This is a genomic window from Ruegeria sp. YTSA108, from assembly GCF_059610185.1.
In genome coordinates, this window is the sequence record NZ_JBXWND010000001.1 from 308,794 (window position 1) to 321,531 (window position 12,738).

Here is a 12,738-nt window from a genome sequence, read left to right on the forward strand (position 1 = left end):
ATTGCAGGCCTGGCCACCGTAACAACTTGGCGCGTGTCACGGAACGAAGCTGTAGCCGAGGCCAGTTTCCCACCCGAGGGTCAGCTGATCGACGTCGATGGAGTCAGCGTTCATGCCGTAGTCATGGGGCACGGGCCCGATGTCGTGCTGATCCACGGGTCCAGCGGAAACACTCGGGACATGACTTTTGCCCTCGCACCAATTCTGGCAGAAGATTTCCGTGTCATTGTTTTTGACCGGCCCGGACTGGGGTATTCCGACAGCTTCAATCCGGACGGCGAAACCCTTGAAGAACAAGCCGAAACCCTACGCCGTGCAGCTGTCAAGCTGGGCGCGGACAAACCCATTGTTGCAGGGCAAAGCTATGGCGGGTCGGTGTCGCTGGCCTGGGCGGTTACACAGCCCGAACACATCTCGGCGCTGGTGTTGATTGCCCCCGCCGCGATCCCTTGGGAAACGCCGCTGGATGGTTTCAACCGAATTGCCGCGACCAAGCCCGGAAACGCGCTTGTGCTGCCGTTGATCAACGCCTTTGTCCCCGATTGGTATGTCGAACAGGCGATGGATAGTGTCTTTGCTCCCCAAAAAGCGCCCGAAGGTTATGCCGAACATTTCGGCCCCGGGCTGACCATGCGCCCGGCTTCGATGCATGCCAACGCAATGCAACGCGCCAATCTGTTGGACGAAGTTCGTGCGCTGCAGCCGCGCTATAAGGATATTTCGGTCCCGACCGAGGTTGTGCATGGCACCGCCGACACAACGGTCGGGTTGGAATGGCATGCGGAACCCCTGATCGACCAAATCCCCGGCGCTGAACTGATCGAATTGCCGGGAATTGGCCATATGCCACAGATCGTGGCCGCACCCGAAGTAGCGGCCGCAATCATCCGGGCTGCTCAGCGGGCGGGTTTGCGTTAATTCCGAGGCTAATCCATAGTAAGATATGGATTTTATCGCGAGGTGACTCATGACACGAACTGGCAAAGGCACCATCGAGGAATATTACAAAAAACGTGCACCAGAAGAAGTCCGGAACGAGATCAAAGAGGCCGATAAGGATGACATTCTGAACCCTACATACCCCTATGACGAACGCATGAAGCGTAAGGCGTATGAGAAACAAATGCAGTCCCTGCAAATCGAGCTTGTGAAAATGCAGCTTTGGGTGAAGGAAACCGGCCAGCGTGTCGCTGTTATCTTCGAAGGCCGCGATGCCGCTGGAAAAGGCGGGACAATCAAGCGGTTCCGTGAGAACCTGAACCCGCGTGGGGCCCGGAATGTTGCGCTCAGCAAGCCATCGGATCAAGAGCGCAGCCAATGGTATTTTCAGCGCTATATCCCACATCTGCCCGCAGCCGGAGAAATCGTGTTCTTTGACCGCAGCTGGTATAACCGCGGCGTGGTGGAAAATGTGTTTGGGTTCTGCAACACAGAACAGCGTGAACGCTTCTTCCGACAGGTTCTGCCGTTAGAGACCGGCCTGTGTGACGATGGTATCCGCTTGTTCAAGTTCTGGTTGAACGTCGGACGGGCCGAGCAGTTGAACCGGTTTCTTGCGCGCGAAACGGACCCATTGAAACACTGGAAGCTAAGCCCAATCGATATCGCTGGTTTGGACAAATGGGATGAATACTCTGCTTCGATTTCCGAAACCCTTACACGCAGTCACAGCGAAGCCTGCCCCTGGACCATAGTTCGTTCCGACGACAAGAAACGGGCAAGGCTGGCAGCAATCCGAACCGTGCTTCATGCGCTGGACTATGATGAAAAGGACAAAAATGCGATTGGCGATATCGACACCAAGATATGTGGCGGGCCAGATATCTGGGATGCTTGATCTTTCTTGCCGGCCAATATCATCACAAAGATTGGACGAATACGTGCTACCGGTTTATGTCTTAGTTCCTCAAGAATTGAACAAAAAAGGCGTCTGAATCAGGGATGACAAAACGCGGGTATCACCACGGCAACCTGAAACAGGCTCTGATCGACGCAGCTCTGTCCCTGATCGAGGAAAAGGGTCCGACCGGGTTCACCCTGTCAGAGGCTGCAAAAGCGGCAGGCGTCACGCCTGCAGCTGTTTATCGCCACTATCACGGGCGCGAGGACCTGATCGCCGAGGCGGCGCGTCAAGGGTTCGAGATGTTCGCCGATCTAATTCAATTCGCTTATGACAAAGGCCAGCCTTCGGCGCTGGCTGCATTCGAAGCAACCGGGCGCGCCTATCTGGCCTTTGCGCGCAAGAATCCTGGCCACTATATCGCGATGTTCGAAAGTGGGATTTCCGTCAACCGCACCCCAGAACTTGCCCTGGCTGCAAACCGGGCCAGAGATGTTCTAGAAAAAGCTGCAGCCGATCTGTCGCAACATATTCCGCCGGAAAAACGTCCGCCGGCTTCAATGTTCAGCGCACATATCTGGGCGCTGAGTCACGGTGTAGTCGAATTGTTTGCCCGTAACACCGGCGCCACCGCACCCTTCCCGCCCGAAGATCTTTTGGAAACGGGGATCGGTATTTATCTGAGGGGACTAGGGCTGGTGCCTCCGGACGAATAAGGCCGTCAGAACACCGGTTTCCGTTGCGGAATGCTGAGACCGGATGTGACATTAATCAGATCCATCTCACCCATACCCTTGATGTCCACACGCCCGATATCAGAGACCTGAAACTCGTCAATCAGGGCGTATTTCATTTCTTCAAGCGCAACAATATTCATTGGGTTTGCAAAGACTTGTAGCCGGGAAGCGATGTTCACGGCGGGCCCGAAAACATCATAGACATATTTCTGAATACCAACCACAGATCCTACCGCTGGCCCCATACCCAGCCCCACACGTGCCTGCCACTTGTGCGGATGGCTTTCATTTCTCCGCTCAAGATAGCGAAGGAACCTGACTGCACAATGGGCAGCAGCAGTCGCATGATCTGGCGTAGCATCCGGCATGCCTGACACCGCAAGATAAGCATCGCCAATAGTCTTGATCCGCTCACATCCGAACTGTTCGACGATCCGGTCAAAGGCCGTAAAGATGTCATTCAACTCGCTTAGGGTAACCGTCGGGTCCGTCTTGGCGGCAAAATCCGTGAACCCCACAAAGTCCAGCATCACAACTGACACCTGATCGTAAAGCTGCGGCGTGACCACACCGAATGTCTTGAATTCTTCATAAACAGCGCGCGGCATCAGGTTCAGCAACAGCCTTTCAACCCGCTCCTTCTCACGCTCCAACTCGCGCGTGTTGCGTTCGACCATAGTCGAGTAGCTGTCAATCATGCTTTCAAGTTCGCGGATTTTGGTGATGTTCTGAAACTCGATGACCAGAACCTGTTCCGAAAGACCGTTTGCCAGAGAAACTGCCGTTGCGAAAACCAGTGTCCTGCGTTTCGGCTTGATCTGCAATTCGACCGAGTATCTGAGCCCAGATTGCTTTACGTCTTCAAGTTCACGCGCATCAAGGTCAGGAAAAATATCCAACAATGTCTGTCCATCAGCCGGAGGGCCAAACCATTCCTGAAAAGGGCCGTTGCAGAATACGAATGTAAGATCCGAAGCCCGAACCACTGCGACACCAACACCGATCGCGCGCAGCAGTTGTTCATTGATCGCAAGAATGCTCATGCCGCATCGCGCGTAACAATAATTGCACGTTTGGATTCGATCGCTCCCAAGGCAATCTTTACGTGCCGATCTTCCATTCCATGTAACGCCAGCGCTTCACCAAACAGATCTGCCATTTCGTCGAAATCTGCGTGCGAGATGTTCAGATTTCTGTGAACCGCTTCAATTCGATCATCACTAAAAGATGTCGGGCCACCGATCAGAGACGATACGAACTTGGTCTGGTGATCAATCAGCCTTGGCATGTCGATATCTTCGAAATGGTCACCGATCTGATCAGACTCCAGTGCCATTTCGTAAAAGGTCATAACGATCCGGCTGATCGTTTTGAAACCGCCATAATGCTCATAGATTGTCTGACCCACACCAACCCCAAACCGGAAAAACACCAACAACACTGGAAGATTATATCAATTTGACAGTTTTGTTAACGCTTATCGAGAATTACTATTTTTGCTTGGTTGGAAAGCCGTGATCAGCCCATGATATAAACTAAACCCTCAGGTCTTCGGCACAGGGGATAAATCCGACATACCCCCCGCTTTCAAGCAATCGGGCTTCGCCTCTCTGGCGCCAATACAACTTGCGTTTCGCGGCCTGCAATTCGCGACGAATGCGAAACCACAGGGGTCCCTTATCCAGACCGCTATTGGTCTTTCTGTTTTGTGAACGTTCACTGACTTTCACGGAATCTTCAGCCTGATCTTGCTGTTTCGACCAGATCATTTGAACGCCGACTGCTGGAAAACACTGATACATTTGCCAATCCGGGCGGGGGATAGATACGAAATCATCCAGGTGATCCGAGTATTTCTCGGACCACTTCAGCAATTTACGGCAGGCCACTTGAGACAGGATATATGCGGCCGCGCTGGGTGCCATTTCCAGCATCGGGCGAACCGGTACGCCGGTAATCTGTAGTTCTGGCCCAAACCGCAGCGACCGGGGGGAATAGTCCAGCTTTAGGAAGTCGAACCCTGACCCTGCTTCGAGCAATCTGGCAATCACACCGCCAGCTTGGGTCGACATTTCGACATCGTCTTCAAAGATCGCAACAGCCTTCAGGTCTTGCTGAACGGCACGCTTCCAAACGGCGCGATGGCTTTCGAAACAAGCGACTTCACTTTGTTTCAGACCCCAGCGGCTGCCAGAACCGGCAACATAGCCGTGACCATCCAGTGCGCCTTCTTGTTGCGCGTCGGTCGCACTGAAACGCGCGGCCCCAATCAGCCCGGTATGGGCGAACTGCGCCTCCATAAAGTTGCGCCGCTCGGGTACCCGATCCAGATTGATATAATAGACACCCGTTCCCGGTGGCAGTTCATGATGGCCCACGGCTCTTCCCTTTTAATGTCTGCACCAGATACACATCGCACAATCGGACAATCAAGCCCACAGATCACCCCCACCTATCGCCGCCTGGAATTCCTGTCTAAGCTGCCGTTGAACAGCAAGAAACGGGAAACTCGCCATGTCATCACATGGGTATAGCGGTGGGCGGCTTAATCTGCCTTTCGTCGGCATTTCAACCTTCGGCAAGTCACCTTATGTCGAAGATTGGGACAACATCGATGCAGATGTCGCAATCATGGGGGCGCCTTTCGACTTTGGCACTCAATGGAGGTCCGGCGCGCGCTTTGGGCCGCGTGCGGTGCGCGAGGCCTCGACCCTGTTCAGCTTTGGCCATGCCGGGGCATATGACCATGAGGATGACGCTACCTATCTGGATGGATCGGTGCGGATGGTCGATATTGGGGATGCCGATATTATCCACACCAAGACAGATGAGAGCCACGCCAATATTCAATACGGCGTCGAACGCATTCTGTCCGCAGGCGCCCTGCCCGTCACCATCGGCGGCGATCATTCGGTGAATATTCCCTGCATCAACGCCTTTGCGGCAGAGTGCGAGCGGAATGGACCCATCCATGTGATCCAGATCGACGCGCATCTAGATTTCGTTGACGAACGTCATGGCGTCACTGCTGGCCACGGCAATCCGATGCGGCGGGCGATTGAAAAGCCTTATGTCGCCGGCATGACCCAGTTGGGGATCCGAAACGTGTCATCAACCGCCAAGGAAGGGTATGAGGATGCCCGCGCTCGCGGCTCGGACATCTTGTCCGTACGACAGGTGCGCAAGTTGGGCACCGAAGGTGTATTGGAGCGCATCCCCGAGGGCGCGCGGTATTACGTTACGATTGATATCGACGCGTTTTGCCCCTCAATCGCACCTGGCACGGGTACGCCCAGCCATGGCGGGTTTTTGTATTACGATGTGCTGGAAATTCTTCAGGGGCTGGCGAAACGCGGTGACGTGGTCGGGATCGACCTTGTTGAAGTCGCCCCAAGTTACGACCCAACCGAAAGCACGCAGATTCTGGCGGCACAGGTGCTGTTGAACTTTATCGGCTTCATCTTTCACGAACGGGGCAAGAAGGGCTAATCGCCCCTCCTGCCCATGTGATCAGGCGCTGATCGTGTTGTGTTCTGGCCCATAGGGGAAGCCGGTGATGTTTTCAGCTCCGGCCTCTTCGACCACCAGAATGTCATGCTCACGATAGCCGCCGGCGCCTTTCTGACCTTCAGGTATCCACAGCATCGGCTCGATGGACACGACCATGCCGGGTTCCAAAACCGTGTCGATATCCTCGCGCAGTTCAAGACCCGCTTCACGACCGTAATAGTGGCTGAGTATGCCGAAGGAATGGCCATAGCCAAAGGAGCGGTATTGCAGCAGGCCTTCGTCGGCGAAGAATCGATTGATCTCAGCCGTGATCCCCGAGCAGGTCGCGCCCGGTTTGATCAGGCTCAGCCCCAACTCATGCGCGGCGACGTTTGCCTTCCAGATGCGCAGGCTGTCAGCGTCGGGTTCGCCCAGAAACAAGGTGCGTTCCAGCGCAGTGTAATAGCCCGAGATCATCGGGAATGTGTTCAGCGACAGGATATCGCCCTTTTCCAGCGCCCGCTTGGTGACCGGGTTATGTGCGCCATCAGTGTTCAGGCCGGATTGGAACCAGACCCAGGTGTCGCGGTACTCGGCTTCTGGATAAGCACGAGCAATCTCGGCCTCCATAGCGTCACGGCCTGCCATGGCGATTTCGATCTCGGTTGCGCCTTCGCGGATCGCCGCGTGAATGGCTGCACCGCCCACATCTGCAGTGTGTGCGCCGCCTTTGATCAGCGCGATCTCTTCGGCGGATTTCACCATGCGTGCGGCCATTGTGTCAGGTGCGATATCAACCAGTTCAGGCTGGCCCAGCATATCCAGTGCGGTGTCGCGCATTGCCAGGGTCATGTGATCGCCTTCGATCCCGACCCGACCGGCTGATCCAATCAGATCAGCCACCGCGCGCCAGTAATTGTTCCGCTTCCAGTCGGTATAGATCACGTTGTCTTCAACCGAGCGACGCCAAGGCTGGCCGGCGTCGATATTGGCCGACACGGTGGTGCATTTGTCCTGAGTGACAACGCAACCGTAGGGACGCCCGAACGAGCAATACAAGAAGCCCGAGTAATAGGCGATGTTTTGCATGGAAGTCAGCAGAACTGCTGGAATATCGCGGGCGGCCATCGTGGCGCGCAAGCTGGCCAGACGGCGTGCATATTCCGCCTTACTAAAGGGCAAAGGCGCCTTCTCACCGTTGTGGCAGGTAAAGAATTCGGGGCGATTGTTTAGATCATTCATCTTGGTCTCTCCTCGATGCCGGACAGGCAAAGCCCGGCCACAAGTCCCGGCGTTCAGGACAAGCGGCCTCGGGAACCGAGAGCCATGCACCCGCCTAGATGTCACGACGCCATCGTGACCGGGGTGCATGGTGAAATCGCTAAATCACCTTTTGAGTCGCGTCAAGCGGGACTGAGCCCCCGCATGCGTTCAGACCGCCGCCGCAGCAGCTCTACCGTGGTCAACAGCGCAATCGAGATCACCACAAGGATGGTCGCTACCGCCAGAATGGTCGGGCTGATCTGTTCGCGCAGGCCGGTGAACATCTGCCATGGCAGTGTCTTCTGGCTGGCAGAGCCAACGAACAGCACCACAACCACCTCATCGAACGAGGTGATAAAGGCGAAGAGGCCGCCCGAGATCACGCCCGGCAGGATAAGGGGCATCTGAATCTTGAAGAACGTCCGCACCGGGCCCGCGCCCATATTCGCCGCCGCCCGCGTCAGAGAGCGATCAAAGCCCACCAGCGTCGCAGTCACGGTGATGATGACGAAAGGGATGCCCAGAACGGCGTGAGCAAGGACAACTTTCACATAGCCCACGAAGTTCTTGTTCATGCCCAGCGTGCCTTCCATGAAGCGACCGATATCGCTGTAGAAGAAGAACATGCCGGTGGCCGAGATGATCAACGGAACGATCATCGGCGAGATCAGGACGCCCATGATTACGCGGCGGCCGGGTACGTGGCTCTGGCTGAGGCCGATGGCCGCCAACGTGCCCAGCGAGACCGAGATGATCGTCGCAATCGGCGCGATGATCAGCGAGTTCTTGAAGCTGCGCTGCCATTCATTGTTGGTGAAGAAATCGCGGTAATGCTTCAGCGAATATCCTTCGGGGTCCAGACTCAGCATCTCAGGGGTGAAGGTAAAGAAGTCCTGCGCGTTGAACGACAGCGGCAGAACCACAAGGATCGGAGTGATCAGGAACACGAAGATCGCACCGCAGATAACCCGGAACAGATAGTGATAGAACACCTGTTTTGGCGTCAGATAGCTGAGCAGTTTGCGACGATACCGGCCTTCATAGAGCCAATAGATAAAGAAGATAAAAAACCAACCGCCCAACAGGCCCAGAATGCCACCCATCGGACCTGTCAACAGGAAACCGATGACGCCGAAACCCAGGATATTGATCCAGCGCGCCAGTTTTTCGTTCTTCAGAACGTTGATGTAGACCCAGGCCAGCGCGGCGATCAGAGCTGCGCCACCCAGAATGCCCAAAAGGATCGAGCCGTTGCCCGCGCCGACAAAGACGCCGGCGAAGGCACCCGCCAAGGCGACACTGGGCAGAACCATGGAGAGCGGTTTGCGGGATATCGGTGTAAGTGCTGCCATGTCGATTATCCCAACTTCACGTTATCAATGCCCACGATCTTGTCGTAGACCCAGTAGAGCAGCATGACGACACCCAGCAGGATCGTACCCAAGGCCGCAGCCAGTCCCCAGTTCAGCGAGGACGATATGTGATAGGCGATCCGGTTCGAGATGAAGACACCCTTGGTGCCGCCCACAATTTCAGGCGTGATGTAGTAACCGATCGACAGAATGAACACGAGGATAGAACCCGCTCCGATACCCGGAATGGATTGTGGGAAGTAGATGCGCCAGAAGGTCGTCCAGTTGGTCGCGCCCATGGATTTCGCCGCCCGCGTGTAAGTCACCGGGATCGTCTGCATCACTGAATACATCGGCAGGATCATGAACGGCAGCAGGATATGCGTCATCGCAATGATCGTGCCTATCTGGTTATTGATAATCACCAGTCGTGCATCATCGGCCACAAGTCCAAGCCAGACCAATGTTTCATTAATCACGCCCTGCTGTTGCAACATCACTTTCCACGCCGAGGTCCGCACCAGAAGTGAGGTCCAGAAAGGCAAGAGAACGAGGATCATCAGCAGGTTCGACACCCGCATCGGCAGGGTCGCCAGCAGGTAGCTAACCGGATAGGCCAACAAGATGCAGGACACCGTAATCACCAGCGACATGAACAATGTGCGGCCAAACAGCTTGATCAGAATCTGCTTGTCTTCAGGCTGCGACTGCGCGCCTTCGGGCGTGCGGCGCATATCGACCGCGTTCAGGAAATAACCATTGGTAACCGTTGGCGAATGGGTCTTGATCACTGCCCATGTCTTAGGATCGCCCCAGCCCTCGTGAATCTCTATGATCTGTTCCTTGAACGGTCCATCGGTTTCAGGGTCAAGCTTGCCCATTTTCCGGCCAGAGCGGCGGAACAAAGAAGACATGCCAGTCTCTTCGTAGTTCAGACGCGAGCCAAGGCGGGTGTGGGTTTTGCTATCAACGGCAACGACCATGTCGCGAACAAATGCGTCGTATACTGCTTCGTCCGGAAGCTCACCGCTTTGGGCGTCCCAGCTTTGCAGGGCTTCCACAGTAAGCGGGAGGGTCTCTGAAACCATGCTGTTTTCAACCGAGCGGAACAGCATTGAAGCAATCGGCACGATAAAGGAAAACATGACAAATAGCAGAAGCGGAGCGACGAGCATCAATGCTCGTAATTTCTGCCGCCGCAGTGAACGTGCCAGCGATTGCTTGAGCGGCGTTCCGTCCGCTGCCAGCATCGGCCCCGCATTTTGGCTTGCGTCAGTCATTTGTGCCCCTTGACTCTGCTTGGGTCTGGGGGCGGCGCACCGCCCCCGACTGTTTCATGAAATCAAACGATTATTTCGCAAGCCAAGCCTGGAATTTCGCTTCGATGTCATCGCGGTAATCCGCCCAGAACTCGTAGTTATACAGGAACGTGTTCTTGGCGTTTTCCGGATCGGTCGGCATGTGCGGCGCCATGTCGATGCCAAGCTCGGCATGCTGACCAACCAGCGGAGCCGAAGAGGCACGGGCCGGACCGTACGAGATGTACTTAGCCTGATCCGCCAGACGCTGCGTGTCCGTTGCGAACATGATGTAGTCCAGCGCACGCTGCTGACGCTCTTCGCTCAGACCGGCGGGGATGATCCAGCCGTCCAGGTCAAAGATCTGCGCGTCCCACAGCATGGCAACGGGCTGCTTCTGCTCTTCGATCACGCTGAACAGACGGCCGTTATAGGTCGAGCCCATGATGATCTCGCCATCGGCCAGAAGCTGCGGCGTGTCGGCACCCGCGGACCACCAGACGACGTTGTCCTTGATGGTTCCCAGTTTCGCCAATGCCTGATCCTGACCTTCAGGGGTCGCCAGAACGTCATAAACGTCATCTTTGGCGACGCCGTCACAGATCAGCGCCCATTCCATGTTGTTGATGGCGCGCTTTTCCAGTGAACGTTTGCCCGGATAGGCCTCCAGATCAAATACGGCGCAGACATCGGTCGGAGGTGTGTCACCTACCAGGTCTGTACGATAGCCGAATGTAGTCGAATACACGATCTGCGGGATAAAGCACTCGCTGACCAGCAGGTCACCGAAATCATCGGCAGCCGAAGTGCCGTCGGGCGCCGGGGCCAGCATGGTGTCGGGGTCGATCTCCATCGCCAGACCTTCGTCACACAGACGAATTGCGTCCGCAGCAACAACATCCACTACGTCCCAGGTGATGTTGCCCGCTTCGTTCATCGCGCGCAGCTTGGCAACCGCTTCGGCCGAGCTGTCATCGTTAAGGATAGTGATGCCGCTCTTTTCAGAATAGGGCTCGTGATACGCCTTCAGCTGTGACTTGGAATAGGCGCCGCCCCACGAGACAATCGTCATCTCCTCGGCCATGGCGCCTCCGGCCACGGCAACAATGGCGCTTGCCATCAAAGTGGTCTTAACTTTCATTGTTAACTCCCTGTTATACCCGTAAATTTCTGAACAGACCGGATCACGGGGCAACCCGGCCGCCATTTACCCCCCAGCGATCCACCAGGGGACGTTCTTCATCAGGCGTCAAGTGCCCGGCAATCATGGGCCAACCAACCGATTTCAACTTCCTGGCCGGGCGACAACCGAACCGCATCGGGAGCGTTTCGGGTCTTGATGATAAAGTCTTCATTGCCCGCCACAGATAGGCGGAACCGGAAGACATCACCCATATAGATGAATTCTTTGACAGTCGCCTTTAGCGTATGCGCATCGGCATGCAGGCGATCTTTGTTGAACTCCACCCGTTCGGGGCGGATTGAAACTTTGGTCCGTTCACCAGCAGCGCTGACATTGACCGGTTTGGCGTCAATTTCTGATCCATCATCCAGTGCAACCACGCACGAGTCGCCGTCGATTGACTTAACAGCGCCTTCCAAGGTGTTGTTTTCACCAATGAACTGGGCAACAAAGCTATTTTCGGGCTCTTCATAGAGCAGATCCGGCGGCGCAAGCTGCTGGATGCGTCCGTCGTCGAACACGGCCACGCGATCCGACATCGTCAGCGCCTCTGTCTGGTCGTGGGTGACGTAGACCGTCGTGATCCCCAACTCATGCGCCAGACGGGTAATCTCGAACTGCATATGTTCGCGCAGCTGCTTGTCCAGCGCGCCCAGTGGCTCGTCCATCAAGACCAGCTCGGGCTCGAACACCAAGGCACGGGCCAAGGCGATCCGCTGTTGCTGACCGCCGGACAGTTGCGCCGGACGGCGGCTGCCAAAGGCGCCCATCTGGACCATATCCAGCGCGCGCTTCACTTTTTCTTCCCGATCGCTTTTGCCGATGTTGCGCACCTCAAGCGGGAACGAGAGATTTTCAGCCACGGTCATATGGGGGAACAAGGCATAGTTTTGAAACACCATGCCGATCCCGCGTTTATGAGGTGGAATATTGTTGATCGGGCGCCCGTCCAACATGATTTCGCCATGGGTAGCGGTCTCAAAACCAGCCAACATCATCAGGCAAGTCGTCTTGCCAGACCCAGAGGGGCCCAGCATTGTCAGAAACTCACCCTTTGGCATTGAGAGGTTAAGATCTTTTACGACGAGTATCTCGCCGTCATAAGATTTTTGAACACGCTGAAATTCGACGAACGCTGCGTCATTTGACATTACCAACTTGGCTCCCCTGTGCGGTCTTTGCTTGCCCGGTTCATCCGGATCTCAAAGACCAGTCCACCCTATTTAAGGACATGGGGGACCAACCACGCAACCATAAATGTGACAGCTAGGCGACAAAGAATCCTGTAATTCACTTCAGCTCAACTGATATTTCGATATCTCGTCCGCAACGCAAGGCCTTGAATGGCGTAATTAACTTGCTTCATTCGCCTCTATTTAACTTCCCATTCAACAACATAAATATAATTATTTAAATGAGTTATAATTGCTATTTAAACCGCCGTATCTCCCGGCCCAGACCTCGACATCGATACTGAGTTGCTGAGAGATTCGCATGTCGAAAATCCTTGACCGATCGGAAAACGCCAAAATTATCTGGTGCAATCCAATCTAGAAACCGCGCTTTGGGGGGCTAT

The 12,738-nt window shown here is 55.3% G+C and carries 12 protein-coding genes; 4 read left to right on the forward strand and 8 right to left on the reverse strand.

What is annotated here, in order from left to right; all coding sequences use genetic code 11:
• Positions 1-33 precede the first annotated feature (33 nt).
• From AC2FHW_RS01590 to AC2FHW_RS01600, 3 genes are all read left to right on the forward strand, one after another.
• Positions 34-918, forward strand: coding sequence for an alpha/beta fold hydrolase (locus AC2FHW_RS01590; RefSeq protein WP_496813027.1), 885 nt, complete (start codon positions 34-36; stop codon positions 916-918).
• 49 nt (positions 919-967) lie between these two features.
• Positions 968-1,837 carry a polyphosphate kinase 2 gene (ppk2, locus tag AC2FHW_RS01595; RefSeq protein WP_281994702.1) on the forward strand — a complete coding sequence of 290 codons (870 nt, stop codon included), beginning with the start codon at positions 968-970 and terminating at the stop codon, positions 1,835-1,837.
• 104 nt (positions 1,838-1,941) lie between these two features.
• Positions 1,942-2,556 carry a TetR/AcrR family transcriptional regulator gene (locus AC2FHW_RS01600; RefSeq protein WP_142634158.1) on the forward strand — a complete coding sequence of 205 codons (615 nt, stop codon included), beginning with the start codon at positions 1,942-1,944 and terminating at the stop codon, positions 2,554-2,556.
• A 5-nt stretch (positions 2,557-2,561) separates the two neighbouring features.
• Here AC2FHW_RS01600 and AC2FHW_RS01605 read toward each other — a convergent pair whose 3' ends face one another.
• The 3 genes from AC2FHW_RS01605 to AC2FHW_RS01615 form a co-directional block, all read right to left on the reverse strand.
• Entirely contained in the window at positions 2,562-3,620 is a 1,059-nt protein-coding gene (locus AC2FHW_RS01605; protein ID WP_496821339.1) for an adenylate/guanylate cyclase domain-containing protein, read from the reverse strand.
• A complete protein-coding gene (locus AC2FHW_RS01610; protein ID WP_345741800.1) occupies positions 3,617-4,018 on the reverse strand; it encodes a group I truncated hemoglobin in 402 nt (133 codons plus the stop codon). The genes AC2FHW_RS01605 and AC2FHW_RS01610 overlap by 4 nt, the downstream gene beginning before the upstream one ends.
• A gap of 94 nt (positions 4,019-4,112) precedes the next feature.
• Positions 4,113-4,955, reverse strand: a complete 843-nt coding sequence (locus AC2FHW_RS01615) for a glycosyltransferase family 25 protein (RefSeq protein ID WP_496821340.1) — start codon at positions 4,953-4,955, stop codon at positions 4,113-4,115.
• Positions 4,956-5,091: 136 nt separating this feature from the next.
• On the opposite strand from AC2FHW_RS01615, the gene speB reads away from it, so the two are divergent.
• Positions 5,092-6,066: an agmatinase gene (gene speB / locus AC2FHW_RS01620; protein ID WP_496821341.1), complete on the forward strand. Its 975-nt coding sequence runs from the start codon at positions 5,092-5,094 to the stop codon at positions 6,064-6,066.
• 21 nt (positions 6,067-6,087) lie between these two features.
• Here the strand turns inward: speB and AC2FHW_RS01625 are convergent, their stop codons facing one another.
• The 5 genes from AC2FHW_RS01625 to AC2FHW_RS01645 form a co-directional block, all read right to left on the reverse strand.
• Positions 6,088-7,308: an aminopeptidase P family protein gene (locus tag AC2FHW_RS01625; protein WP_271946789.1), complete on the reverse strand. Its 1,221-nt coding sequence runs from the start codon at positions 7,306-7,308 to the stop codon at positions 6,088-6,090.
• A 161-nt stretch (positions 7,309-7,469) separates the two neighbouring features.
• Positions 7,470-8,681, reverse strand: a complete 1,212-nt coding sequence (locus AC2FHW_RS01630) for an ABC transporter permease (protein WP_271946786.1) — start codon at positions 8,679-8,681, stop codon at positions 7,470-7,472.
• Between the two features lie 5 nt (positions 8,682-8,686).
• A complete protein-coding gene (locus tag AC2FHW_RS01635; RefSeq protein ID WP_271946783.1) occupies positions 8,687-9,961 on the reverse strand; it encodes an ABC transporter permease in 1,275 nt (424 codons plus the stop codon).
• A 70-nt stretch (positions 9,962-10,031) separates the two neighbouring features.
• Positions 10,032-11,120, reverse strand: coding sequence for an extracellular solute-binding protein (locus AC2FHW_RS01640; RefSeq protein ID WP_142634172.1), 1,089 nt, complete (start codon positions 11,118-11,120; stop codon positions 10,032-10,034).
• A 101-nt stretch (positions 11,121-11,221) separates the two neighbouring features.
• On the reverse strand, positions 11,222-12,313 hold the full coding sequence (locus AC2FHW_RS01645) for an ABC transporter ATP-binding protein (protein WP_142634174.1): 1,092 nt from the start codon (positions 12,311-12,313) through the stop codon (positions 11,222-11,224).
• Positions 12,314-12,738: the final 425 nt, after the last annotated feature.

Coding starts and splice junctions, on each gene's coding strand:
- ppk2 (WP_281994702.1), top strand. CDS start 968: ATGACACGAACTGGCAAAGGCACCATCGAGGAATATTACAAAAAACGT.
- AC2FHW_RS01625 (WP_271946789.1), bottom strand. CDS start 7,308: ATGAATGATCTAAACAATCGCCCCGAATTCTTTACCTGCCACAACGGT.
- AC2FHW_RS01605 (WP_496821339.1), bottom strand. CDS start 3,620: ATGAGCATTCTTGCGATCAATGAACAACTGCTGCGCGCGATCGGTGTT.
- AC2FHW_RS01640 (WP_142634172.1), bottom strand. CDS start 11,120: ATGAAAGTTAAGACCACTTTGATGGCAAGCGCCATTGTTGCCGTGGCC.
- AC2FHW_RS01635 (WP_271946783.1), bottom strand. CDS start 9,961: ATGACTGACGCAAGCCAAAATGCGGGGCCGATGCTGGCAGCGGACGGA.
- AC2FHW_RS01645 (WP_142634174.1), bottom strand. CDS start 12,313: ATGTCAAATGACGCAGCGTTCGTCGAATTTCAGCGTGTTCAAAAATCT.
- speB (WP_496821341.1), top strand. CDS start 5,092: ATGTCATCACATGGGTATAGCGGTGGGCGGCTTAATCTGCCTTTCGTC.
- AC2FHW_RS01600 (WP_142634158.1), top strand. CDS start 1,942: ATGACAAAACGCGGGTATCACCACGGCAACCTGAAACAGGCTCTGATC.
- AC2FHW_RS01630 (WP_271946786.1), bottom strand. CDS start 8,681: ATGGCAGCACTTACACCGATATCCCGCAAACCGCTCTCCATGGTTCTG.